We start from the raw sequence: 24,380 nt of genomic DNA on the forward strand, positions 1-24,380 counted from the left end.
AACAATCCGACGGAATGAACAAAGCTCAGACACTATTTGATTCCGCTATTTCTGCACAGGGATAACGATCTGGTAGGCATTGGGATGCGCCACAATACGCGCATAGGGCATCACCCCCTGCACGGCTGCGCGCGCCGCCTGTTGATTGTGATCAATCAGATACTGATTCAGGTTGGGATGGAACCGCTGTGTCAGCGGTGATGGCCGTTGCGGATCAGACTGGAGATGGATTGCGGAGGAACCCAGCGTCTGGGTGACGGTTTGAATATTCGGTGGAATCGTGACGCCGGCGAGGGTCTGGTTGGTAGCATGAGCATTAGGAGATGACGTGCCCTGCGCCAGCTGCGCGGCCGGCATCTGGCCCTCCTGCTGGTACATAAACTGCACCCCCATCACCGCAACCGCGGCAACCGAGGCGGCAACGGCCAGTCCGGCCAGACGCCGTGCCAGCGGTGCTGCCCGGGGGGCGGGTGGCGCCAGTACCGTGGGCTCATCGGCCAGGGCCGCCATTACCCGTGAGGAAAAACCGTTATCCATACCGGCCGGCAGATTCTGCCGGAGGGTATCGCTGATTAAATGATAGCGGGCCCAGATATTGCGTGCCTCGCCCTTATTCAGCAGTTCATCCGTGGTGGCACGCTGCGTTACGTCATCCAGCTCGCCATCCATCAATGCCGAAATTCGTTCATCCGATGAGTTTGTCATACCTGCCACCTGTTTTTCATTATTACTTCTTCATCAATGTCGTCAATTAGAGTCGTCAACCTTCATCCATTTCTTTGCCGCATCATTAGTCACGGCCTGGGGCCAATCACCCCTCATTCACGCTCGATCAGTGGCCTGAGTTTGTTATCGACCGCCTCGCGCGCCCGGAAAATGCGGGAACGCACCGTACCAATCGGGCAATCCATGGTTTCGGCGATCTCCTCGTAACTCAGCCCATCAATCTCCCGCAGGGTGATGGCGGTACGTAGATCATCCGGCAATTGCCCCATGGCGGAAAAAATCGTCTTTTCGATCTCTTCCTTCAATGCCAGCTGCTCCGGTGTTGCGTATTCCTTGAGACCCTCGGCACCCTCAAATTGTTCAGCGTCCTGCGCATCAATATCCATCGTCGGCATACGGCGGCCGCGCGCGACCAGGTAATTTTTCGCCGTATTGATCGCAATACGATACAACCAGGTGTAAAACGCGCTGTCACCACGAAACCGCGGCAGGGCCCGATACGCCTTGATAAACGCCTCCTGGGCCACGTCCTGCACTTCGCTATGGTCGCGAATATAACGCGAGATCAGCTTCATGATCCTGAGCTGATACTTCAGCACAAGGGTATCGAACGCGGATTTATCACCCCGCTGCACCCTTTCAACGAGTAGCTGGTCTACCTTTTGTTCACTCATTATTTATATAACGATTGACCCCGGCCAGGGTCAATGCCTTTGTTATTTTATCAGCGAGTGAAGTCTCTCTCGACAAGCTACTCTTCAAAAGACCGCACCCGCAATAGATAGTTCAGTAGATAGTTTGGTAGATAGTTTGGTAGATAGTTTGGTAGATAGTTTGGTAGATAGTTTGGTAGATCGTTTGGTAGATCGTTTGGTAGAGCATTCGGCCAGCCATCCCGGATTTCCGGCCCATTCTGACGCGCTTTCCACCCCATGCGCAATATTTGCGATTGCGATCACAAGATATGGGCGACAACCGCAGAATCAAGTAAGCTCGCGGCATGAGTGAACATTTTAGCCATGATGTGCTGGTGATCGGCAGCGGTGCCGCGGGGCTCAGCCTCGTCCTGCGGCTGGATCCCGCATTGCGGGTTGCGGTCATCTCCAAGGGACCGCTGGACGAGGGCAGTAGCAAATATGCGCAGGGCGGTATTGCGGCGGTGCTGGCCCCGGAGGACTCCATCGCCTCACACGTGCAGGACACCCTCACCGCCGGGGCGGACCTGTGTGACCCGCAGGCCGTACAGTTTGTCGCCGAACGCGGGGCCGATCAGATTCGTTGGCTCAGCCAGCTGGGGACCACCTTTTCGCCGGCCGACAGCACGGCCAGCGGTGACAAACCCCCACTGCACCTTACCCGCGAGGGGGGCCACAGCCAGCGCCGGGTGGTACACGCCGCCGACGCCACCGGTCGGGCCATGACCTATTCCATGGTCGATGCGCTGAAAGCCCACCCCAATGTCGAGCTGTTTGAACAACATATCGCGGTGGACCTGATCACCGCCAACAAACTCGGCCACGAACCGCAGCGGGTGCTGGGCGCCTATGTACTCAATCGCAACACCGACCACATCGAGGTCTTCCACGCCCGCTGCGTGGTGCTGGCGACTGGGGGCGCCAGCAAGGTCTACCTTTACACCAGCAACCCGGACACCTCGACCGGGGATGGCATCGCCATGGCCTGGCGCGCCGGCTGCCGGGTGGCCAACATGGAGTTCATCCAGTTCCACCCCACCTGCCTGTATCATCCCCAGGCCAAGTCCTTTCTGGTCTCCGAGGCATTGCGGGGCGAAGGCGCCCACCTGCTGCTGCCCGATGGCAGCCGCTTTATGCACAACTTCGACCCCCGGGCCGAGCTGGCGCCACGCGATATCGTCGCCCGCGCCATCGATCACGAAATGAAACGCCTCGGCGCCGACTGCCTGTACCTCGACATCAGCTTCAAGCCTGCCGAGTTCATCACCAGCCACTTTCCCAACATCCACAAGCGTTGCCTCAAATATGGCTTCGACATGACCCAACAGCCCCTGCCCGTGGTGCCCGCCGCCCACTACACCTGCGGCGGGGTGATGAGCGACCTGCACGGAAGGACCGATATCGATGGCCTCTACGCCGTGGGCGAAACGGCCTTCACCGGCCTGCATGGCGCCAACCGGCTGGCAAGCAATTCGCTACTGGAGTGCCTGGTGTTCGGCGAGTCCGCCGCCCAGGATATCAATCACAACATCGACCACTGGCAGCTCGCCGAACAGATCCCGGACTGGGACGAAAGCCGCGTCACCGACTCGGACGAAGAGGTGGTGGTGTCGCACAACTGGGATGAACTGCGGCGCTTCATGTGGGACTACGTCGGCATCGTACGCACCAACAAACGCCTGCAACGCGCCCTGCGCCGCACCGATGTACTGGTCAGAGAGATTGAGGAATATTACAGCCACTTCCGCATCACCGATGATCTCATCGAATTGCGCAATCTGGTGCAGGCCGCCACGCTGATTATTCGCAGCGCCATGCTGCGCCACGAAAGTCGCGGCCTCCACTACACGCTGGATTACCCGGAGCTGGACGAGACACACCCCCCGGAAAACACCATCCTGGTGCCTCCGAATTTTTCCACGCGGCCGGCAGGTCGCCGAAACCCTCCCCCATCCCGGCAACGGGAAAGCGCATAATCAGCCCGGAATAAACACCCCTGCCAGGCGTATCGCGCGAATGATGAAGCTGGTGGAGGTTTCCAGGGTCTTAATGGCGGCCTCAAAGTCACCATTCCGTGCCTGTTGCTCCGCCTGTGCACGGAGTTTTTCGGCCTCCGCCAAGGGAATATCCATCAGCCGGCCCAACCGGGGATCCGCCCGCTTTTCCTTTAACACCGTATTGATGAGCAGGCTGTGAGTATTATTGCGCCGCAGTTCATACTGGTATTCATCCTGCTTCGTTTCAAAGTGCAGGCTGCGCACCAGGGTTTTCCCATCCCGCAAGCGGGTTAAGGAAAGTTTAAGACTGAGATAGGCGTCATTGAGCACCTCCATGGCCTCAACCAACTGCTCGCGTTCATAATGGGCCTGCGCCGCCTGCAGGCGCTCCTGGATGTGGCGCTCGGTGTTGAGCAGCGCCTCGAGGGAGAATGAATCGGCCGTCTGGGCCTGTTCCTCACGCACGCGTTGGTGGGCCGCGAGTAGCGATTCCAGGCTTTGACGTTTTTTGTTGTAGTTCTCCTGCCGTTTGTCATTGACCGCCTTGGTGCCCACAAGCCGCATGGCCATAAAAATGGCCGCCTTTGCCTGATCCAGGGCCTCGGTCACCGCCGCTGCATCACCCTTAACCTCAGCCGCCCTGGCCTCATCCAGGTATGCAATGGCCTGGTCACGTAAGGCATGTGCCTGGGGATTATCGCTGTGCAGGATTTGCCGGGCTGCGGCCGATTGCTGGACGAGTTTTTCCACAAAACCGATATCCTGACCCACGCCGTTTTCACGGGCATCCGTCACCAGTATACGGCGAGGTTCGTCGGCAACAAGCGGTGGGGGAAGGATCAACAGCCCTAGCAACAGACTGTAACAACACAGGCGGGGAAAAGGCACAGCGATTTACTTTTTCGCGACTTTTTTGGATTCCGTATGGCAACGGCGGCATTCGGTGACCGGAAAGGCCACAGAACCATGACACACTCCGCACTTCTGCCCCAGCATGATTTCCGCCATGCTCATGGGATTGGCACCTTTCAAGGGTTTAAAAATCGCATCGTGACAATTGGCGCACTCCAGCCAGACGGTGTGTTGCTGATGGGGGAACGCCACATTCGGCATGCTACCCTTCACCTCCATCACTATCACCAGATCCATGGGTAGCGCCTCCTTGGTGGGATCAAGGTGGTCGAAACGAGGCTTGATGAGGCCCTTATCGCGAGCCTTCGTCCAGTTTACATAGTTGCCGCCGGTACTGCTCGGTAACGGAACAAAGGCCTCCTGAGGTTGTTGCAACAGCGTGAGCCCTGGCACAGCAGGATCATGAATGCCATCATCCTTCAAGGCCGTACCACGTTCTGCGGGCGGCACAAACAATCGATGAAAGGTATTGGGATTATCTGCCGCACTCGTCGCACCCGTCAGGACGCCGAAGCCAAGGGCGGTGATAAAAATGACCGTGAAGTGTCGTCTGTTCATATTCAGCATGGCCGCCATGATGGAATTATTTCGGTGCTCTTAACACGCTCTTGTGCACCTGGGTAGGTGTATTGGGTAAGGCGGAGTGGCACAGATCGCAATTCTCCACCGACCAGGCAATTTGGCCATTATGGCAGGCGCCGCAGTATTCGCCGCTGATTATCGTGAGCATATTAACATTGCTGCCACCCGCCTTGAAGGGAAAGCCGATATCGCTGTGACAGGACTTGCAGGCGTAACGTATACGATGAAACCAGTGCGGAAAAATCACCGGCCGAATGCCATTCTCGTCAGAGGAATTATTGAGGACCACATCGCCGTATTCGGCGCGGGCCTCTGAACCCGAAAATCCTGTGATTAACAATATAACCAACAGCATCACAGCAGGGAAAAATATCGCGCCCCTGTACCGATACAATCCTGCAAAAAGAGAGAGTCTGCTACTCATGTTACCATGCCTTATGAAAGAGTCTGCCGGACGCAGGATCCATTGGCTGCGCAAGTGGACCAGCGATTCACTTTTTTCCCGATGCTTATTAAGTGACTTCAGATTTCCTTGCTGAGCGACCTGAGTTTAGCAACCTGAAAATGGTACCGACAATCTATTTATAGTTTTAGACTGTCAAAGGCCAGAACGCAAGGCAAACAATAATAAATAATAAAATACTACGCTGCGGCCTGCCGATGGAAGACGCCGCCTGAAAGCGCCCGGTCAAACCGCGGCCATACTGACCTGACAAACCTAATCGCTATACTATTGGCACCATGAGAAATTCAAAACCGGCAGAGCGGCTGACTGAAAAGCATTACCGATTCCTTTGCGATGAAATGCTGAGAAAACTGGGTCATTGGTTACGTGCTGCGGGATACGACACCGAGATCGCCTCTGCCGGTGACACAGACCGCTCCCTACTGGAAGAGGCCGCCAGAGAGAAACGCCGGCTGATTACCCGCGATCGAAAATTGACCGAATATCGGCACGCCGCAGAACATGTAATCCTGTTACACAGCAATGACATGCAGGACTGCGCAAAGGAATTACAGGCGAAACTGTCGATCAACTGGTTTATGAAACCGTTTAGCCGCTGCCTGTTATGCAACACACCACTGACTATGGCCGACCCCGCCCGCCTTGAAAAGATCCCACCACAGAGCCGTGCAACCATAAAACAGGCTTTTTATTGTCGCCACTGCGACAAGCTCTATTGGGAGGGTAGCCATGTACGCCGATTACGTAACAAGTTTAGGCACTGGATGGGCTCTTGAGCGACCGACCAATAGCAGACCCTGCCTGCCTTCGCCGGCCCCTGCATCTGCCACAACCCCCCATGACTGAAGGCCGTGTGCAGCTGCGTGCCGGTTGGCGAGCTACTCATCCACCAGCGGCACAAAGGCCACGGCCAGGATATCAGACACCCTGGTCTCCCCGTTCTGATCCTTCTCCACCAATATCAGCTGCTGATGAAATCCGGTCAGGCCCACGGGGATCACCAGCCGGCCACCCGGCTTTAACTGCTCCACCAACGCCTCCGGTATATGGGTCGCCGCCGCCGTCACAATGATCCCATCGTAGGGGGCATGTTCGGGCCAGCCGTTGTGGCCGTTGCCGATACAGGTCTCGATATTGTGATAACCGAGGCGTTTCAACCGTGCGGTGGCGGCCTCGCTTAATGCCCGGATCACCTCCATGCTGTACACCTTTTTGACCAGCTGGGAGAGCACAGCGGTCTGGTAGCCCGAGCCGGTACCGATTTCAAGAATCACATCATCACGATCGGGTGCCAGCAGATCCGTCATCAGCGCGACAATGTAAGGCTGGGAGATGGTTTGCGAGTGACCGATGGGCACGGGACCATTGGTAAAGGCATAGGGGCGCATCTCTTGCGGCACGAATTTATCCCTGGGCACTCTTCGCATGGCGGCCATCACGCGCCCATCGAGGGCATCGCGGCCGATCATCTTTCGGGTATAAAGGACTTCCGAGTCAATGTCGGCAATCATTTTATCGATATCGGTCATGTGATTTCAGGCTGGCTATTTCCCGACGACTATAATTCGCGATGTAAACAAGTAATAGCCCATTAATCGACACACACAAACCGGCATGCCAGAATGGGGCCGCGGCACATAGCCTGAATCGTCGTGAATGACGTGAGTAATGGCGCGATAAACAGCACAACGAAAGATGAGAGACTAACGAGCACATCGAACGGTTAGCCCTTGTATGTGTCCCGGTAATCAATCCCGAACCCCACTAACCACGCAACGGTGAGACAGCATGAGCAAAGACACAATATCGACCCAACGGGCGGAATTACTGCTACAGCGCGAGGCCCTGCGCGAGCGACTCGAGGCGATTAACGCAGACTACCGAAAAGGCCTCTCGGCTGACTCGGAAGAACAGGCCATTCAACTGGAGAATGCCGAGGTACTCGAGGGCATTGCCAAGGCCGCGGCAGAGGAGCTGGAGCAGATCGAGCAGCGCCTGGCCAAATTAAGCGAAACCGCCGAATAGTCCGCCCGCACACGCCACCCTGGCATAACCGCCATTGTTGGCCACAGCCGGTGCTGTCAAACAGGCAGCGAGATAGTCATCAATAGCGCTGTGAAACGGTGCTAGTGTGGTGTTTCATATAAAACGTGCATTTAGAAAGCCACTCAAGGCGCGAGTGCAAGGCGCAGACCGCCGGGAATGTCGGCTACCTTTCCAAGGTCTGCAACGCGGCAATCGTGCCTTGAGTGGCTTCCCGTAGGGCGAGATAGAATCTTTAGGGCCCACATCAAGTCTATCTCGTCTAAGTGTGCGTTTTATATGAAACACCACACTAGTCCTCATCGGAATCCTTGCCCGAGTCACCAAATTCCCGGCGCAATGTTGACAGTTCCGCCAGGCGCGTCTGCACACGAAAGTTGATACTGCCTGCCGGATAAAGGCCTTGTTCGTCCAGCCCCCCGGCAGTAATCCCCGTCAATAGCTCAATGGCCTCATCGATCGTGCTGATCGCGAAGATCTGAAACCGCCCTTCGGTCGCGGCGGCCACCACATCGGCGCGCAACATTAAATGCTTGACGTTCGATGCCGGGATCACCACGCCCTGCTGGCCCGTGAGCCCTTTCAAGACACACACATCAAAGAAGCCTTCTATCTTTTCGTTAACGCCGCCGATCGCCTGCACCTGCCCATGCTGGTTCACCGACCCGGTGACCGCCATCCATTGTCGTATGGGGGCCTCGGCCAGCGCACTTAACAGCGCACAGAGTTCCGCCACCGAGGCGCTGTCCCCCTCCACGCCACCATAGGATTGTTCAAACACCAGGCTTGCGGTCAGCGACAGCGGTTGATTTTTGGCATAGCGCTCGCCCAGAAAGGACGCCACAATCATCACGCCCTTGGAATGGATAGCGCCACCCAGTTCCACCTCGCGCTCGATATCAACCACCTCGCCGTGCCCCAAGCGCGCCGTGGCGGTAATACGAAACGGTTGCGAGAAACTGAAATTGCCCAGGTCGGCAACCGACAGGCCGTTCACCTGCCCGACCTTCTCGCCATCGGTATCGATCAGAAAGGTGCCGCGCTTTATCTCCTCGTAGATCCTGTCGCGCAAGCGGTCCGCACGGCGAATCTGGCCATTGATCGCCTGCTGTACATGCTGCTGCGTGACATGCGGGTCCTCAACCTCGTTCGCCAGATGGTCGGCCTCGCACATGAGGTTGCTGACACTCAACAAGTGACTGGAGAGCCTTTCCGCGTCGCTGACCAGGCGCGCACTGTGTTCAATAATCCTTGCCATTGCCGCACGCTCAAAAGGCCGCAGTCTTTTGCGGTGCACAATGGTGGCGATCATGCGGGCATAGACAGCCTGATTTTCAATCGAGCGGGGCATGCTGCTTTCAAAATCGGCCGCGACCTTGAACAGGCCGGAAAATTCCGGATCATATTCCAGCAACAGATAGAACAGCTGCCGTTCTCCCAGCAGCACCACCTTGATGTCCAGCGGGATAGACTCAGGCTCAATGGACACCGTGCTGATGATGCTCAACATCTGCCCCAGGGACTGGATCTTTATTTCATGCGTCGAAAGCGCCCGTTTTAAACCCGCCCAGGCATAAGGCTGGGTCAGCAATTTCACAACATCCAGAATCAGAAAGCCGCCATTGGCGCAATGCAGGGCACCGGCCTTGATCAGCCGGAAATCGGTAATCAGGGTGCCCATCTGGGCGATATGCTCAACCCGCCCCAACAGTCTATCGAGGGTTGGGTTATCCTCGTAGATCACCGGCAATCCCTTTTGCTCGCTATTATCCACCAGAATATTAATCTCATAACGACCAAAGGCTTCCACATCGACGGCTTCACTGCCCTCCCCGAGCGCGGTTGCATCCACATTGAGAAAATCATAGGTGTGTTCGATGACATCTTTCTCAAAGGCATCGAGATGCTGGCAGACCGCAGGAAATTCCTGGTATTTTATTTTCAGTTCATCAATGATCATTGCCACCACGGATTTCGCCACTTCACGATTCAGCTCACGAATTTTTTGCCTGGAGTCCCGCTTCCATTGATGGAACTGACGGATAATGTGTTCCAGCTTTTCCTGCAGAACCGAGACGATCTCCTCGATCTTCTTACGCTCATCATCTGCCAACTTCATGTAGTCGTCCGGCGTAATCACCTCGCCGTCCTTCATCGGCTGAAACGAAAAACCTCGCGGCGTTCTCACCAGTCGCACCGCATGCGCCTCCGCCTCATCTGTCAGTGCCTGCAGGGCCTGTTCACGTCGTTCGTCAACGTCCGATTCAATCTCTTCATTACGAATGCGGTATTGATCCGACTCGAAGGTCGAGGGCATGACGCTCAGCAGATCCTCGATCAGGTCATGGATATCCTTGCGCAGCGCCTTGCCCGTACCGGCGGGGAGCCTGAGCAGTTTCGGCTTCTGGGGGTGTTCAAAATTATTGACGTAGCACCAGTCATCGGGCGGGGTTTTGCCGCTCGCCTGCTGCTCAAGGTATTGACGGGTGGCAGAGGATTTCCCCATACCGGAAGGGCCCATCACAAACAGGTTATAGCCTTCGTGACGAACCCCGACACCAAAGCGCAGCGCCTCCAGCGCGCGGTCCTGCCCGGCGATTTCCTCCAATGCCTCCAGATCGTCGCTGGTCTCAAATTCGAGCGCGGCGAAATCACAAGCGGTGTACAGTGATGCTGGATCAAGTGCTTTCATTATTCCGTCCATGATTATTTTTGTTGATGTGAAACTATATTCCAGCCTGGCGAAGGATGCATCGGATAAATGATGCAGCGTCAGATCAGGCCAGCAGCACCGCCACAATGCCGGTAATAAAGATGCCATCGAAGGTACCCGCGCCGCCGATCGAGGCAATAGGGGTTCCCATATGGCGTATGTCCCTGAGGCGCAGGAGATCGGCGCCGATAATCACCCCCAGCGTCCCGGCAATATAGGCCAACGGAGCGCTGTGCGCCGGGTCTATCAGCAGGGCGGCCAGGGCCGCGCTGATCGGTGCAATGAGTATCGGCATGCCAATCCCCAGCCCATGAATGGGCCGGCTGGCGATATAACTGACAACGGCGACCAGACCGATCCCCAGCAAGGCATGCAGGAAACTGACGTCCGTATTGGCGAGAAGATAGAGGCTGAATCCGAACGGGATAATGCCACCGCCCACGTTAACCGCGATCACGGTCTTGTTCTCAAACACAAGATGATTCATGCGCAGCAGTTGCCATACGCTCAGCGGCATTTCCCGCTGGGGCGCTTCGGAATGGATCGTCACCAGCGGTATATTGATGGCGCTGCCGAACAGGGAGCAGAGCAGTAACAGATAGGCGCCCGACATGGACAGACCCAACTTATCAAATACGATACTCAGGATACCCAGCTGAATAAACGCCAGCAAAAAAGCCAGCACAAACAAAAACAGGAACAGTGGGATCGGGGAAAAACGTTGCCACATATTACTCGTCCATTGCCGACACACACGTCGACATTCTATTCAATTCTCTGACCGGCATTCTAACTGGCAGTAGCCAAATGCAGATTACTACTAACAAGGTGCATGAATAAGGATGCCGCTCACCGCAAGAAATGAGGGCGACAGCTCGCCCCGCCCGACGCGATCCAGAATCTGTTCACCGGTTTGCAGGATTTCCGCGAGCGGACCGGTGAATATCACCCGATGCAGCTGGAGCATCGCGTTCACATCGGCGACCGGATTCTGCACATTGGGGTGTTCCGCGGGGAGAAATATGACCCGGATCTCGCCGACCTCATCAGGAATTCTTTCACACCCACCGCCCGGGGCAATGAACTCGAAGAACGCCTCAGGATCGTGAAAGGTGATACTTTCCTCTTTGAATTCTGCGTCACCGGCCCTGGCAATGAACTCAACCGCAAGCACTGGGTGCATAACCCCTCCTCTATTTATAGAATCTCTCTTACTCTCTTTGGTAATGATAGACCCCATTGGCCAGAGTGGTAGCCGGGCATCGGCCATAACGCGGCAATTGCCGGTTCGTGTGTCGGCCTGGCTCAACAGCCGGCCCGCTGTTGCAGGCCCTGTTGCTGTCTCTACTGCTGCGAATCGCCCTCGACTTTCAGGCGCACACGCAGCGCCCTGAAGGTCTCCTTGTCCAATGCATCCGGGGCCAGCGTAAACGACAACAGGCCCGGTCGGTCTGTGAGCCGAAAATTCAGCACTACCAGCCAGGGATGCACGTAGGTCGATTCATGCAGGCGCGCATCCAGGGTTTCGCCGTCGGCCGTCTCCAGCAGCCAGTCACCATCGGCCTGCCAAATCAGCGTCTGCACACCGCCCTCGCCGGTTCTGCCCGGTTGTTTACGCACCGCAATGACCAGGCTAACGGCAAGTACGATCGCAATGCCCAGTTTGATGATGAGGTGAATATCCAGCGGCAACAGTATGGCGATAGCGCCAAGATGCCCCACGGTTAGCAATGCAATGAGGATGCGGGAGGGTTTAGGGCTGAGCCTGAGCGGCGGCGCGGATTTTGTTGACGACATGAGCAGTGTCCGGATCTGCTGGCACGGTGCGCCCCATCAGATATTCGAGTAGCAGATTGTCATGACACTTTAGCAGATTCTCAAACTGGCTACGCTCGCGGCTGTCCAGTCCATCGAAGGCCTGATGCAGAAAGCCCTGCAACAGATCATCCAGTTCCAGCATGCCCCGCCGGCATTGCCAGTGGATGCGATTTCTTTCCTGCCGCAGCCGCTCGGAAGGTGTCGTGTGGTGAGATGCCGGCATGACGGTCGCGGTGATCAGATTAAATGCTTGAGCATCATTTTTTTGATATTGCCGATGGCCTTGGTCGGATTCAATCCCTTGGGACAGACATCTACGCAATTCATAATGCCATGACAACGGAACAGGCGATAAGGGCCTTCAAGTTCTTCCAGGCGCTCGGCCGTGGCCTGATCCCGGTTGTCGGCCAGAAAACGCCAGGCCTGCAACAGGGCGGCCGGGCCGCGGAATTTGTCCGGATTCCACCAGAACGAGGGGCACGAGGTCGAGCAGGCGCCGCACAAGATGCACTCGTACAGCCCGTCCAGCCGATCGCGCTGCTCCGGCGTTTGTAGATACTCCGTTTCCGGTTCGGGATCATGCACCGTCAGCCACGGCTTGACGGCGCGGTACTGGTGATAGAACTGCCGCATGTCCACCACCAGGTCACGAATCACCGGCAGGCCGGGCACCGGCCGCACCTCAACGGGTTCCTTCAGCGACTTCAGTGGCGTGATGCAGGCCAGTCCGTTGCGACCGTTAATATTCATCGCATCCGACCCACACACCCCCTCGCCGCAGGAACGGCGGAAACTCAAACTGTCATCCACTTCCTTGATGCGAAACAGCGCATCCAGCAACATCGCGCCGGACTCAAAACCTTCCACCGTGTATTCCTGCATACGCGGTTTTTTGTCGACCTCAGGGTTGTAACGGTGGATCAGAAATCGCATAGCCTTTTCCTATTCCCCTTTCCTATAGCTCTTTGCTGTAGCTTTTTGCTCTACAAAACACGATAAAAAACCCCATAAAATTCTCCACTACCCAATACGACGTATTCAGTACACGCGCGGCTTGGGTGGGAAGGAATCGACCGTCATCGGTTTGGTGCGCACCGGCTTATAGTCAATATGGCCGTCGCTGTGATACAGGCTGTGTTTCATCCAGCGCTCGTCATCCCGCTCCGGGTAGTCCACCCGCGAATGCGCGCCGCGACTTTCCTGGCGCGCCAGTGCGCACTCTATGGTGGCAAGGCCCAGCGCCATGAGATTTTCCAGCTCCAGCGCCTCGATGCGGGCGGTGTTAAACACCTTGCTCTGGTCCCGCAGCCGCGCATCCTCTACCCGCGCCACCAGCGCCCTGATTTTTTCCACACCCTCGACGAGCACCTCCTCGGTGCGGAACACACCGCAATACTTTTCCATCTCTGCCTGCAGTTCACCGCGCAGCTTGTCGACGGACTCACCCTCACCTTCCTGTGCCCAGCGGGCAATACGGCTGATGGCCTTGTCGACACTGGTCTCATCCAGCGGTCGGTGATAACGGTTTTCCTTGAGGTAGTCGATGATATGATTCCCGGCCGCGCGGCCAAATACCACGATATCCAGCAGTGAATTACCGCCCAGGCGATTGGCGCCATGCACCGAGACACAGGCGCACTCACCCACCGCATAGAGTCCGGGAATGGGCTCCTCGGCGCTCTGCGCCATCGGCACCACCACCTGCCCATAACGGTTAGTGGGAATACCGCCCATGGTGTAATGGGCGGTAGGGAAAACCGGTATCGCCGAATCAATGGGGTCCACGTGCGCGAAAGTCATCGCCATATCCCGAATGCCCGGCAGGCGTTTTTTGATAACCTCTTCACCGAGATGGTCCAGCTTGAGCAGCACGTGGTCGGCACGAGGCCCACAGCCGCGTCCTTCCCGCACCTCAATGGCGATGGCGCGACTCACCACATCACGGCTGGCCAGGTCTTTGGCATGGGGCGCGTAGCGTTCCATAAAACGCTCACCGGTGTTGTTCACCAGATAACCGCCCTCGCCACGCACGCCTTCGGTGATCAACATGCCCTTGCCGGCGATGCCGGTGGGATGAAACTGAAAAAACTCCATGTCCTGCACCGGGATACCCGCGCGTAACGCCATGGCAATGCCATCACCGGTATTGATGCGCGCATTGGTATTGTTGCGAAACAGCTGGCCCACCCCGCCGGTCGCCAGCAGGGTGGTCTTTGCCTCGATGATCAGCGGCTCACCGGTTTCGATGCACAGCACCATGGCGCCGAGGATATAACCGGCCTCGTCCTTGAGCAGGTCGATGGCAAAATATTCATCGAAGAAATGGGTTTTCGCGCGGATGTTCTGCTGATACAGGCTGTGCAGAATCGCGTGCCCGGTACGGTCTGCGGCGGCACAGGTGCGCGCCGCCTGTTCACCACCAAAATTCTGGCTCTGGCCACCAAACGGCCGCTGATAGATTTTGCCATTGGCCAGACGGGAAAATGGTACGCCGGCGTGTTCCAGCTCAATCACCAGATGCGAGGCGGCGCGACACATGTATTCGATGGCATCCTGATCACCGAGATAATCACTGCCCTTCACCGTGTCGTACATATGCCAATGCCAGTTGTCCGGCATCACATTGCCCAGCGCGGCATTCATGCCGCCTTGGGCCGCCACGGTGTGCGAGCGGGTGGGAAACACCTTCGACACCACCGCCACCTTACTCTCGGCCTCGGCCATCTGCAGCGCCGCACGCAGGCCACCCCCCCCCGCACCGATCACCAGGGTATCAAACTTGCGCCGTTCGATATTCATGCTGCCTGTTCCCCTCTCATAGCGCCCACTAACTGTTCCCCACGGCCAATAAAATGCGCAAGGTCCACAGCCCGAGGATCATCAAACTCAAGGCGAAGCCGATTAATAGCACGTACCGCAGCCCGACCGATTTCACGTAATCCATCACCACATCACGGCCGCCGATCCAGCCGTGCATCAGTAGCGAGAGAATGAATAACAGCAAGGCAATATTGGCCGCCGGGTGTGACACCCACCGCCGCCAGGCCTCGAAGTTGATCGGCTCGCCACCCCAGAGCACGGCAAACACGACCAGGAAAAAAACGATATACAACGCCGTCAGTCGCTGGGTCAGCCAGGAGCGCAAACCGGAAGAAGCGCGCCAACTCAAAATAGCAGCCCTGCACTGAACGCGGCGATCAGCGCCGCCGCCATATGCACCAGCCAGGCCGTCTGGCGGGCCACCGCCCGTTCCACGCCGATGTCAAAGTCCAGAATCAAAAACCGCAGTCCGGCCAGCAGATGGTGCGCGAAGATCCAGCACAGGCCAACAGCCACTAATTTTGCAGGGATACTGTTGAGCAGACCCGCCACCTGGTCAAAACCGGCCTGGTCACGCAGCGATAAATTCAATAGATAGACGAGGCCAGGCAACAGGAGCACCATGGCGATACCGGACAGGCGGTGGAAAATCGACAATACCGCGGTAACGGGCTGACGTATTTTCAACAGATTCAGGTAAATCGGTCTGTTATCCAGGGCACTCATTACTCACCACTCAACTCACCACTCATACACCACGTTAAAACGGCATTCGCCAGGCCCCGCACAGGCAGCTAGCCGTTAACACTATCCACCATTCGATATTACTACCTTAATCAATATTGGCTATCATTAACAGATTGTTTTTACTCCGCATACTTCACTCAAGGTCGATGAAAAATTATGACTCACGCAGACTGGAAAGCCTTTCTCACTGCCCAGGGCGCCCATTGGGATGACGCACACGTAACACATTTTGGCGATACCCCGGACAATGCGTGCGCTGAAAAACGTGCAGCCCTGGCCGCCCTGGGTGAGGGCGACACGCACATCCTGTGCGACCTTTCCCACTATGCCCTGCTCAGCGCCCATGGCGCCGATGCCAGCGGTTTTCTGCAAAACCAGTTCTGCAATGATGTCCGGAAAGTCTCACCGTTACAAAGCCAACTCAACGCCTATTGCACGCCCAAGGGGCGCATCCTGGCCTTTTTCCGTCTGTTCCAGCGTGATGATTGTTATTACTTGCGGTTACCCCGGGAAATTCTTGAACCCACCCTCAAGCGGCTGCGCATGTTTGTGATGATGAGCAAGGTCACCCTGGAGGATGCCAGCGACACATTGCTGCGCATCGGTTTTGCCGGCCCGCAGGCGGCCCGGCGGCTGGCCAGCCGTGTCGCGACCGTGCCCGCCGCCACCGATGCGGTGACCCAGAGCGATGGGCTCACGATCATCTGTGTTCAGGCCGGCACCCGCTATGAGATCGTCGGCGAGTTTCCGGCGCTCAGCGCGCTGTGGACGCAACTGTCCGCCGGGGCAATGCCCGTCGGCGAGAGGAGCTGGACGCTACAGGACATTCACGCCGCCATACCCGAGATCGTCAGCGAGACCCAGGAGGCCTTCGTGCCGCAGATGATCAACCTGCAAGGCATCAACGCGCTGAGTTTCAAGAAGGGCTGTTATCCCGGGCAGGAGATCGTCGCCCGCATGCACTATCTAGGCAAACTGAAACGCCGCATGTACCTCGCCCACACGGATGATGAGGCCACGATCGCCCCCGGCGAGACCCTGTTTGCCGAAGGCTCGGACTCCGGCCAGGGGGTGGGCAAGGTGGTTCGCGCCCAGAGCAACCCCGATGGCGGCACGGATTTGCTGGCGGTCATCGAAATCAGCAGCGCCGAGCAGCGACAATTGCGGCTAAAAAATGTCGACGGCCCCCTACTGAAATTGCTCGAGCTGCCGTATATGTTGGAGGAAAAACAATAACCACGATCTCCCCATCCTGAGACGCAGGGGGCATCGTCACAGGAAAGGCTAAAAGATGAGCGCGGAGCAATTGATTGCAGATATACTGGCCGATCTGCGGGCCAATCGACTGAGGCTGCCCACCCTGCCCCAGGTCGCGTTGAAAATTAATGATGTCATCGACAGCCCCAATGCCACCGCCAAAACCATCGCCAAGGTCATCAGCACCGATGCCGCGCTCTCGGCGCGCATGATACAGGTGGCCAACAGCCCCCTGGTGCGGGCGGCCTCGCCGGTCGAAAACGTCCAGGCCGCCATCACCCGCATGGGCATCAGCGTGGTGCGAAATATCGTCACCTCCTTCATGGTGAACCAGCTGTTCCACAGCAAACACGATGCACTCAAGAAACGCATCGCCACATTATGGAATCACAGCGCTCATGTGGCCGCCATCAGCCACGTCCTCGCCAACCGCTTCACCCAGCTCAAGCCCGACGACGCCATGCTCGCCGGCCTGATTCACGACATCGGCAAACTCCCGCTGATCACCAAGGCGGAAAACGACCCCGAGCTGGCCAACGACGCCGCGGCACTGGATATCCTCGATAGCAAACTGCACACCGTGCTCGGCAAGGTGATCGTGCAAACCTGGCACTTTGCCCCTGAGCTGATCACCGCCGTCGCCGAACACGAAAACCTCACCCGGGACAGTGCGCAAGTGGATATCGCCGACGTGGTCACCATCGCCAATCTATTGAGTTACGCCGGAAAAAGCCACCACGTAACCCGCGTCGACTGGACCACCGTGCCCGCCTTCAAAAAGCTCGGCATCAGCCCGGAGGACAGTATCGCCACCCTCGAAGAGGCGCGCGACGAGATTGCCGAGATCATCAAACTGCTGACCGGCTGACGGCAGAACAGACGATGGATCAACCAACCGTATCACCGCATGTGAGTCAGGGCAGGGATCGAATAAACCGCATACCGTACATCCTCCGGTCATAAGATAGTGTCGAAAAAAATCCACACACCTGCCAGGGATGATAGCAAGGCGCTTGCGCCTGTCTCCACCGATACTGATGCGACGATCGCGCAGTCAGTTGATGAGCACGAGGCCTATCTCGCCAGCGCGCTGAACACTATCGCCTACGGCGTTGTCATCATTGAGGCGAACGGAACGATACTCAGTTTTAATCACGCCGCCGAAACCATGTTTGGCTACACCGCGGAAGAGGTGACTGGCTGGGATATCCGCCAGTTGATTCCCACCATCTGCACAAGCCGGCACGATGATTTTCTGCAATGCTATCTGCAATCCGGCATACAACACGTGCTGGGCATAGGCCGGGAGGTAGAAGGCAAACGTAAGAATGAAAACCGCTTTCCCCTCAATCTCTCGGTAGCGGAGTTACCGGGATTCAACGCAGACACTAACTGTAAACAGCGCCTCATTGCCACCTGCGCCGATTTGAGTCGCATGAAACAGCATGACGAACAACTCCAGCGCCATCAAAAAATGGACGCCCTGGGCACACTCACCGGCGGCATTGCGCACGACTACAACAACATGCTGGGCATTATTCTGGGCTACACGGATCTGCTGGAGACCGTTGCCGACAAGAAGCCAACGGTGGAAGAGTACATCAAACATATACGCCACGCCGCCCAGCGTGGTGCATCCCTCACCAACAAATTACTGGACTTTTCACGGCAGAAAAACGCCGACACCACGGTGCTGGATATCAACACCCTGTTGCGCAACCATCAACTGATGCTGGAGAAAATCCTCACTATTCGCATCCAGCTTAAATACGACCTGGAGCAGGGTTTATGGCCGGTGGCGCTGGACAGCGGCGAGCTCGAAGACGCCATCATCAATCTCAGCATCAACGCCATGCACGCCATGGGTAAGGGTGGAAAACTGACCATCCAGACCCGAAACCTGCAATGTGATTCGGAAGAGGCCGAGTCGCTGGGGATTTTCCCGGGACGATATGTATCGCTCAGCCTCACCGATACCGGTTGCGGCATGGATAAGGCCACGCAGGCAAAAATATTCGACCCCTTCTACACCACCAAGGGGACCAAAGGCACCGGTCTGGGGCTGAGCCAGGTGTACGGATTTGTCGAACGCAGCCTCGGCACGATCAAGGTCTCATCGGAACCGGGGCACGGCACACGCTTTACCTTTTACTTTCCGCAAAGCCAACAACAGGCCAGCCCGTCCCAGGCAGCGGCGAGCAGCAGAGATCTGGACCTGCGCGGCACCGAAACCATTCTGGTGGTGGATGACGAACCCGAATTGCAGCGGATTACCGCACAGATCCTCAGCGAACAGGGTTACCGTGTATTGACGGCCTGCGATGGCATCCAGGCGTTAGCGGTGCTGAAACAGACACACATCGATCTATTGATCAGCGATGTCATCATGCCCAACATGGACGGCTATCAGCTAGCCGCCCGGGCCCAGCAAGAGTTTCCCGAGCTGAAGATACAGATGGTCAGCGGCTTCTCAGGCGATCGCCAGGACAGCGTCAAAGACGAATCACTACTGCGTAACATGCTCTACAAACCCTATGCCGGGCGGACACTGCTGGTACGCATACGCCAACTGTTGGACAGGAGGGGCGCGTAGATTAAGAAGGACGCGCCTGCCACCGCGGATGGTGACCCACCAACAAACCGGCCGATCCGCAACCGCACACCTTATTCCACTAAAAGGCCCACTCCAGCCCCACCTCCATCCCGCCCCGCCATGCCTGCAACGACATCTGTGGCAACGGGCCCTGACCCTCCACAAAGGCGTCATTGACGACGGCCGCAATAAAATGCCCCAGGGCGGCGCCGGCCAACACATCGGAGGGATAGTGCATCCCCGCCTCCACGCGCGCCCAGCTGGTACCCACGCCCAGTGACACAAAGCCCACATCCAGTACGCGCGTCGTCATGGGGCCGAATCCGGACACCGCCACATTGCGGCGCGCCAGCGTGCCTGCCGCAAATGCCGCCGAGGTGTGGCCCGAAGGGAAACTGCGGTTATTGGCCCCATTAGGGCGACGACGTTCCACGCTGCGCTTGAACACCGTGGTCACACTCTCGGTGGCAAAGTAGGCACCCAACTGCAATCCCATACCCTTGAGCTTGCCGGTCACGGCCGTGGTGGCATCAGGGCCATTGGGCGTCAACAACGCGGTGGCGATGGCCCCGTATTTGGCGCCGTCACGCAGATCGTCACTGGCCTCCAACGCGGCGTCCTGACTACCGAAGACAGGGTGATGATCCTGAGCCCAGTCACTGACCGTTTTGTCCCAGTCGGTGGCACTGAACACAATCGCACCGGCGGCCGGGGCCCAGGTCTGCGGATCACGCGCGGCCGTTGCCGCGGCGCGGCCGATGCGTTGCCAGGACGGGAACAGGGTCGCCTGCGACCCCCAGGCCGGCTGGCCCTGCACGGGCTGACTGGGCGAGCCGGCACAACCGCCGAGTGCGGCACAGGCCATCACCGCCCACAGCAGTCTGGGCGGCCATCGAAAAATGGATTCTGAATATACTTTCATATTTTCCACCCAGACCCGCATCCTGTGTGCAATGCCATGATTACCTTCGGCTATCACTGAAAAATGTGACGAATATCGGCAGCACCTGCCAGGCCAATCCATGACAACGTCCCTGTCAGCAGGTATCTGCCCGGTCATCCATTATGTTGCGACGACAGTGTTGCGACGAGACAAAAGTGCAAACGCGTCGGCAAGAAAATGTACCGAACTGTGTGCTGCCGCAAGGTTTTGCGTGTCAACAGCCCTCACAATATTTTCCGTTTTCGGGATACTTTTCGTCATACTTTTCGTTATACAAATCACACTGATATAGGCGCAACGGATATGCATTTACCCCTTAATTGTAGTGGTATTTATATATTTGTGATTTAGTTCTTACTATTGATGATTTAGTTCTAGACATCCAAAAATTGCAGGCCTAGTCTTGAGGCTATTAAACCTGAATCCGTGGCTTAACCGCGGATCCAGGTTAAAGTTAGGGGGTGTACGCAATGATTATTCACGGAAGGTGCAGAGCGCCAAACAGCCAGCGGTTGTATAACTGCTTATTGATATTACTGCTGGTTGTTTTCGCTACAACCACGAGCTGTTCATCCGGCACGGATGACGGCACCACAACACCCTTGCCCGAGGTGACACCCGCACCCACTCCCACACCGGTCATCCCCTCCGTACCCAGAACCCCTGTCAATGCCACTGCCGTGGTGATCGCGGATGCAGGTAAAGTTATTGAGATCGGCGCGGGCCAACCGGTCACCCTGGATGGCAGCCGCTCCAGCACCTCATCCGCCGATCCGCTGAGCTTCGCCTGGTCCTTCACCGCCAGCCCCGCCGGCAGCACGGCGCAGCTGCAGGGCGCCACCACCGCCAACCCCAGCTTTACACCCGACGTCACCGGCACCTACCGGGTGCAACTGGTGGTCACTGCCAGCGGCATTTCCAGTCAGCGGGTCATCGCGATTGTCGAGGCCGGTCGCGTGAGCGGGCCTTACCACGGCGGCCTGTCACTCAACTGTGTGGGCTGCCATAACGACGTAAATAGCCAGACCAGCCCGATTGCCGACAAAGCGGCGGACCACATCGCCACCGGCAATGTGTGCCAGGCCTGTCACTCCACGCTGCGTAACGGTTTTGCCATCGTGCCCTTTGTCGACCATCAGGAGGTGTTCGGCAGCTGTAGCGAATGCCATAACGGCACTATTGCCACCGGCAAGTCGATCTGGCACACCCCAACGGACGCCGAGTGCGATGACTGCCATACCACCACCGCCTTCCTGGAACTGGAGCCGGACGGCAGCTTTGACCATACCGGTATTACCAGGGTCTGTAGCACCTGTCACTACGGCACTATCGCCACGGGCAAGGATGCCGACCACATCGCGACCGACAAGGAGTGTTCCTACTGTCACACCGTGAACGGCTTTTTACCGGCCATCTTCGACCACAGCACTCTCGCGCCGGATGTGCGCTGTGACAGTTGCCACATTGATGGCAGCAGCATGAACACCGGTAAAGACGATGCCGTGCCGACCCATGCCGTGACCACCGTCGATTGTGTCATCTGCCATAACACGCTCAGCTTCGATCTCGGCGGTACATTCAATCACGCCGTCATCGACTCGGTGACGCAGGCCTGTGAGTCCTGCCATAACGGCACCAATGCAACGGGTAAAGACGCGGCACCGGCACCGGGACATCTTGCTACCACTACCGATTGCGCGATGTGTCATAACACCGTCAGCTTCACCGGCGCGTTCGTTGATCATTCCGGGCCGGATGTGGTGGGCAACCGCTGCGACTCCTGTCACGGCATCACCGCCGTCGGCCTGTCCCTCAATCACATCCCCACCAACGGAGATGATTGCGCGGCGTGCCATACCCCGGGCACCTTCACCAGCGGCACCTTTGATCATGCCGCTGTCGTGACTCGCTGTGACTCCTGCCACAATAATGTGAACAGCATCGGCAAGCTCATCGATCACCTGCCCACCGATCAGGATTGCATCCTCTGCCACAACACCACGGCCTTTGCCGACGCCATCTTTGATCACACCGGCATCGTCAACGGCTGCGCCAGCTGCCATGACGGCGTGATCAGCACCGGCAAGGATGCGAATCACCTGCCGACCACCGACGATTGCTCGGTCTGTCACCTCAGCACGGACAGCTTCGTAGGCGCAAGCTATGACCACGCGGGAGTAACCGGGAATTGCGTGTCCTGTCATGACGGCGTGATCAGCACCGGCAAGACAGTCGACCACATCCCCACCGTGGAGGATTGCAGTGTGTGTCACGCCGACACCACCACGGGTGGATTTATCACCTCCACGTTTACTCACGACGGCATCACCCGCGGCTGCGAAGGTTGCCACAACGGCAACTTCCCCTCCGCACCCGCCAAGGCCGACCCCCATGTGCCGACCGGGCAGGACTGCTATCTGTGCCATACCACCGATGTGTTCACCGGTGCCACGACTTTTGCCCACACCGGCATCACGGCGAACTGCAGCTCCTGTCACGATGGTAGCTTTGTAACGATGGGGGCCCGTGGCAAGGCCGATGCGCCAGCCCCCCACCCACTAACGACCGAGGATTGTGGCGCGTGTCATAACACCACCGATTTCCACGATGCGTATGTCGATCACACCAGCCCTGAAGTATTGAACCAACGATGCGACAACTGCCATGGTGTCTCGGCGACGGGCAAGAACGCCGGCCACCTTCCCACCACCGAGGACTGCAACGTCTGTCACGTCCCCGGCACCTTTACCACGGCGGTGTTCAATCACGACGGCATCGTCGATAACTGCGCCTCCTGCCACGACGGCACCAGTGCCACGGGTCTGACGGTGGATCACATCTCGATTCTCGATGGCCAGGGTCGCACCCAGGACTGCTCCGTGTGCCACAACACCACGGCCTTTGCCGGCGCCACCTATGACCACAGCGGCGTCGTGGGCGCCTGTAGCGACTGTCACAACGGCACCACGGCCACCGGCAAGATCGCCAACCATGTGCCCACCAACAGTGAGTGCAACCAGTGTCACCAGACCACCGGTTTTATCCCGGCTACCTTCGATCACACCGGCATCGTGGATAACTGTGGCGAGTGTCATGACGGCAACCTGGCCACCGGCAAAACGACTACCCACGTCGTCACCAACCAGGACTGCGGGGTGTGCCACAACACCACCGGCTTCATTCCCGCCACCTTCGATCACACCGGCATCGTCGACAATTGCGCCGACTGTCACGACGGCACCATCGCCACCGGCAAGACGGTGGACCACGTCGACACCAGCCTGGACTGCTCCAACTGCCATACCACCGCGACCTTCGTGGGCGGCGTGTTCGACCACCAGGGCATCACCGGCAACTGCGCCTCCTGTCACGACGGCAATACCGCCAACGGACAGCCAGGCAACCACTTCGTCACCGCCGAGGACTGTAACGTCTGTCACTCCACCAACGGCTGGGCGCCGGCGAATAACTACACGCATCTGCGCAACGGTGACTACCCGGGCGACCACAACTCACGCCTGGGGCTGACCTGTCGCTCCTGTCATACCGACAATGATGAGAACATTCGCTACCCCTCACAAACCTACGCGCCCTTCTGCGCCGCCTGCCATGAGAGGGATTTCGAACCCAAATCGGATCACAACGGTGGAAGGGCCGGCACCGTGGCGCAAAACAAGAACTGCGCCGAATCAGGCTGCCATAGAGTCAGTGATCGGCAATGGGATTGATCGGGCGCATTCAGCGGGGTGGATGGAGAACATCGAAATGCAGGACACAATAGTGAGGGCAGAGCCGCGATACATAGCGGCTTCAGCCTAACAATCCCTCGCTATTGTTAGCCCTCTCTCATGGTTTCGATAAGCCATCGACACGGCGATTGTCGGCGACATTAAATCGGGAGCTACCAGACCGCATTCACCCCTGTGAATGCGCTCCATCCATCCACTAACGATGCTTGCAGGCGCGTTAATAAACCGATCGGCAAGAACTATTAGTAGGAACTCTCAGCAAGACAGCAAGACAGCAAGACAGCAAGACAGCAAGACAGCAAGACAGCAAGACAGCAAG

Annotated in this window: 23 protein-coding genes; 7 read left to right on the forward strand and 16 right to left on the reverse strand. The window is 57.4% G+C overall.

Translation table 11 applies throughout. The features are described 5' to 3' along the window. Nucleotides 1–45: 45 nt before the first annotated feature. Nucleotides 46–705 (reverse strand): sigma-E factor negative regulatory protein, encoded by a 660-nt coding sequence (locus RRB22_09685; GenBank protein MDT8384675.1) that lies wholly within the window; start codon nt 703–705, stop codon nt 46–48. Nucleotides 706–818: 113 nt separating this feature from the next. Then, nucleotides 819–1,400, reverse strand: coding sequence for an RNA polymerase sigma factor RpoE (gene rpoE / locus RRB22_09690; protein MDT8384676.1), 582 nt, complete (start codon nt 1,398–1,400; stop codon nt 819–821). Nucleotides 1,401–1,726: 326 nt separating this feature from the next. Between rpoE and nadB the strand changes: the two genes are divergently transcribed. Beyond that, nucleotides 1,727–3,397: an L-aspartate oxidase gene (nadB, locus tag RRB22_09695; GenBank protein ID MDT8384677.1), complete on the forward strand. Its 1,671-nt coding sequence runs from the start codon at nt 1,727–1,729 to the stop codon at nt 3,395–3,397. Here nadB and RRB22_09700 read toward each other — a convergent pair whose 3' ends face one another. Genes RRB22_09700 through RRB22_09710 form a run of 3 tightly spaced genes read right to left on the reverse strand, consistent with a single transcriptional unit; the run spans nt 3,398 to nt 5,336 of the window. After that, nucleotides 3,398–4,306 carry a hypothetical protein gene (locus tag RRB22_09700; GenBank protein ID MDT8384678.1) on the reverse strand — a complete coding sequence of 303 codons (909 nt, stop codon included), beginning with the start codon at nt 4,304–4,306 and terminating at the stop codon, nt 3,398–3,400. It abuts the gene before it with no gap. Nucleotides 4,307–4,312: 6 nt separating this feature from the next. Continuing rightward, nucleotides 4,313–4,906: a cytochrome c3 family protein gene (locus RRB22_09705; GenBank protein MDT8384679.1), complete on the reverse strand. Its 594-nt coding sequence runs from the start codon at nt 4,904–4,906 to the stop codon at nt 4,313–4,315. Between the two features lie 7 nt (nt 4,907–4,913). Next, on the reverse strand, nt 4,914–5,336 hold the full coding sequence (locus RRB22_09710) for a cytochrome c3 family protein (GenBank protein ID MDT8384680.1): 423 nt from the start codon (nt 5,334–5,336) through the stop codon (nt 4,914–4,916). Between the two features lie 317 nt (nt 5,337–5,653). On the opposite strand from RRB22_09710, the gene RRB22_09715 reads away from it, so the two are divergent. Next, nucleotides 5,654–6,154 (forward strand): Mut7-C RNAse domain-containing protein, encoded by a 501-nt coding sequence (locus RRB22_09715; protein MDT8384681.1) that lies wholly within the window; start codon nt 5,654–5,656, stop codon nt 6,152–6,154. Between the two features lie 102 nt (nt 6,155–6,256). On the opposite strand, the gene RRB22_09720 is transcribed toward RRB22_09715, so the two are convergent. Further along, on the reverse strand, nt 6,257–6,907 hold the full coding sequence (locus RRB22_09720) for a protein-L-isoaspartate(D-aspartate) O-methyltransferase (protein ID MDT8384682.1): 651 nt from the start codon (nt 6,905–6,907) through the stop codon (nt 6,257–6,259). Nucleotides 6,908–7,166: 259 nt separating this feature from the next. On the opposite strand from RRB22_09720, the gene RRB22_09725 reads away from it, so the two are divergent. Beyond that, nucleotides 7,167–7,403, forward strand: a complete 237-nt coding sequence (locus tag RRB22_09725) for a hypothetical protein (protein MDT8384683.1) — start codon at nt 7,167–7,169, stop codon at nt 7,401–7,403. Nucleotides 7,404–7,713: 310 nt separating this feature from the next. Here the strand turns inward: RRB22_09725 and RRB22_09730 are convergent, their stop codons facing one another. The 9 genes from RRB22_09730 to sdhC all read right to left on the reverse strand — a co-directional run bounded on the left by RRB22_09730 (nt 7,714) and on the right by sdhC (nt 15,498). Beyond that, the gene (locus RRB22_09730; protein ID MDT8384684.1) at nt 7,714–10,113 is read right to left on the reverse strand and encodes an ATP-binding protein; all 2,400 of its coding nucleotides are present in this window, start codon (nt 10,111–10,113) and stop codon (nt 7,714–7,716) included. Nucleotides 10,114–10,198: 85 nt separating this feature from the next. Further along, the gene (locus tag RRB22_09735; GenBank protein MDT8384685.1) at nt 10,199–10,864 is read right to left on the reverse strand and encodes a DUF1614 domain-containing protein; all 666 of its coding nucleotides are present in this window, start codon (nt 10,862–10,864) and stop codon (nt 10,199–10,201) included. Nucleotides 10,865–10,954: 90 nt separating this feature from the next. Then, on the reverse strand, nt 10,955–11,317 hold the full coding sequence (locus tag RRB22_09740) for a hypothetical protein (protein MDT8384686.1): 363 nt from the start codon (nt 11,315–11,317) through the stop codon (nt 10,955–10,957). A gap of 161 nt (nt 11,318–11,478) precedes the next feature. After that, nucleotides 11,479–11,931 carry a protein YgfX gene (locus tag RRB22_09745; protein ID MDT8384687.1) on the reverse strand — a complete coding sequence of 151 codons (453 nt, stop codon included), beginning with the start codon at nt 11,929–11,931 and terminating at the stop codon, nt 11,479–11,481. Further along, on the reverse strand, nt 11,888–12,175 hold the full coding sequence (locus RRB22_09750; protein ID MDT8384688.1) for a succinate dehydrogenase assembly factor 2: 288 nt from the start codon (nt 12,173–12,175) through the stop codon (nt 11,888–11,890). The genes RRB22_09745 and RRB22_09750 overlap by 44 nt, the downstream gene beginning before the upstream one ends. Before the next feature lie 14 nt (nt 12,176–12,189). Continuing rightward, on the reverse strand, nt 12,190–12,885 hold the full coding sequence (locus RRB22_09755) for a succinate dehydrogenase iron-sulfur subunit (GenBank protein MDT8384689.1): 696 nt from the start codon (nt 12,883–12,885) through the stop codon (nt 12,190–12,192). Nucleotides 12,886–12,990: 105 nt separating this feature from the next. Further along, the gene (gene sdhA / locus RRB22_09760) at nt 12,991–14,751 is read right to left on the reverse strand and encodes a succinate dehydrogenase flavoprotein subunit (protein MDT8384690.1); all 1,761 of its coding nucleotides are present in this window, start codon (nt 14,749–14,751) and stop codon (nt 12,991–12,993) included. 28 nt (nt 14,752–14,779) lie between these two features. After that, nucleotides 14,780–15,121, reverse strand: a complete 342-nt coding sequence (sdhD, locus tag RRB22_09765) for a succinate dehydrogenase, hydrophobic membrane anchor protein (protein ID MDT8384691.1) — start codon at nt 15,119–15,121, stop codon at nt 14,780–14,782. Then, nucleotides 15,118–15,498, reverse strand: a complete 381-nt coding sequence (gene sdhC, locus RRB22_09770; GenBank protein MDT8384692.1) for a succinate dehydrogenase, cytochrome b556 subunit — start codon at nt 15,496–15,498, stop codon at nt 15,118–15,120. The genes sdhD and sdhC overlap by 4 nt, the downstream gene beginning before the upstream one ends. Before the next feature lie 177 nt (nt 15,499–15,675). Between sdhC and RRB22_09775 the strand changes: the two genes are divergently transcribed. The 3 genes from RRB22_09775 (at nt 15,676) to RRB22_09785 (ending at nt 19,369) form a co-directional block, all read left to right on the forward strand. Further along, nucleotides 15,676–16,755 carry a folate-binding protein gene (locus tag RRB22_09775; GenBank protein MDT8384693.1) on the forward strand — a complete coding sequence of 360 codons (1,080 nt, stop codon included), beginning with the start codon at nt 15,676–15,678 and terminating at the stop codon, nt 16,753–16,755. A 55-nt stretch (nt 16,756–16,810) separates the two neighbouring features. Further along, on the forward strand, nt 16,811–17,644 hold the full coding sequence (locus RRB22_09780; protein ID MDT8384694.1) for an HDOD domain-containing protein: 834 nt from the start codon (nt 16,811–16,813) through the stop codon (nt 17,642–17,644). A 99-nt stretch (nt 17,645–17,743) separates the two neighbouring features. Then, entirely contained in the window at nt 17,744–19,369 is a 1,626-nt protein-coding gene (locus tag RRB22_09785; protein ID MDT8384695.1) for an ATP-binding protein, read from the forward strand. A 79-nt stretch (nt 19,370–19,448) separates the two neighbouring features. Here RRB22_09785 and RRB22_09790 read toward each other — a convergent pair whose 3' ends face one another. Continuing rightward, nucleotides 19,449–20,291, reverse strand: coding sequence for a phosphatase PAP2 family protein (locus tag RRB22_09790; protein MDT8384696.1), 843 nt, complete (start codon nt 20,289–20,291; stop codon nt 19,449–19,451). A gap of 632 nt (nt 20,292–20,923) precedes the next feature. On the opposite strand from RRB22_09790, the gene RRB22_09795 reads away from it, so the two are divergent. Beyond that, entirely contained in the window at nt 20,924–24,040 is a 3,117-nt protein-coding gene (locus RRB22_09795) for a PKD domain-containing protein (protein MDT8384697.1), read from the forward strand. Nucleotides 24,041–24,380 lie beyond the last annotated feature (340 nt).

Source organism: Gammaproteobacteria bacterium (assembly GCA_032250735.1).
Taxonomy (GTDB): Bacteria; Pseudomonadota; Gammaproteobacteria; order SZUA-152; family SZUA-152; genus SZUA-152.

Coding starts and splice junctions, on each gene's coding strand:
- RRB22_09750 (MDT8384688.1), bottom strand. CDS start 12,175: ATGCCGGCATCTCACCACACGACACCTTCCGAGCGGCTGCGGCAGGAA.
- RRB22_09715 (MDT8384681.1), top strand. CDS start 5,654: ATGAGAAATTCAAAACCGGCAGAGCGGCTGACTGAAAAGCATTACCGA.
- RRB22_09755 (MDT8384689.1), bottom strand. CDS start 12,885: ATGCGATTTCTGATCCACCGTTACAACCCTGAGGTCGACAAAAAACCG.
- RRB22_09720 (MDT8384682.1), bottom strand. CDS start 6,907: ATGACCGATATCGATAAAATGATTGCCGACATTGACTCGGAAGTCCTT.
- RRB22_09740 (MDT8384686.1), bottom strand. CDS start 11,317: ATGCACCCAGTGCTTGCGGTTGAGTTCATTGCCAGGGCCGGTGACGCA.
- RRB22_09790 (MDT8384696.1), bottom strand. CDS start 20,291: ATGAAAGTATATTCAGAATCCATTTTTCGATGGCCGCCCAGACTGCTG.
- RRB22_09730 (MDT8384684.1), bottom strand. CDS start 10,113: ATGAAAGCACTTGATCCAGCATCACTGTACACCGCTTGTGATTTCGCC.
- RRB22_09725 (MDT8384683.1), top strand. CDS start 7,167: ATGAGCAAAGACACAATATCGACCCAACGGGCGGAATTACTGCTACAG.
- RRB22_09745 (MDT8384687.1), bottom strand. CDS start 11,931: ATGTCGTCAACAAAATCCGCGCCGCCGCTCAGGCTCAGCCCTAAACCC.
- rpoE (MDT8384676.1), bottom strand. CDS start 1,400: ATGAGTGAACAAAAGGTAGACCAGCTACTCGTTGAAAGGGTGCAGCGG.
- sdhA (MDT8384690.1), bottom strand. CDS start 14,751: ATGAATATCGAACGGCGCAAGTTTGATACCCTGGTGATCGGTGCGGGG.
- RRB22_09710 (MDT8384680.1), bottom strand. CDS start 5,336: ATGAGTAGCAGACTCTCTCTTTTTGCAGGATTGTATCGGTACAGGGGC.
- RRB22_09735 (MDT8384685.1), bottom strand. CDS start 10,864: ATGTGGCAACGTTTTTCCCCGATCCCACTGTTCCTGTTTTTGTTTGTG.
- RRB22_09685 (MDT8384675.1), bottom strand. CDS start 705: ATGACAAACTCATCGGATGAACGAATTTCGGCATTGATGGATGGCGAG.
- RRB22_09705 (MDT8384679.1), bottom strand. CDS start 4,906: ATGGCGGCCATGCTGAATATGAACAGACGACACTTCACGGTCATTTTT.
- sdhC (MDT8384692.1), bottom strand. CDS start 15,498: ATGAGTGCCCTGGATAACAGACCGATTTACCTGAATCTGTTGAAAATA.
- RRB22_09775 (MDT8384693.1), top strand. CDS start 15,676: ATGACTCACGCAGACTGGAAAGCCTTTCTCACTGCCCAGGGCGCCCAT.
- RRB22_09780 (MDT8384694.1), top strand. CDS start 16,811: ATGAGCGCGGAGCAATTGATTGCAGATATACTGGCCGATCTGCGGGCC.
- nadB (MDT8384677.1), top strand. CDS start 1,727: ATGAGTGAACATTTTAGCCATGATGTGCTGGTGATCGGCAGCGGTGCC.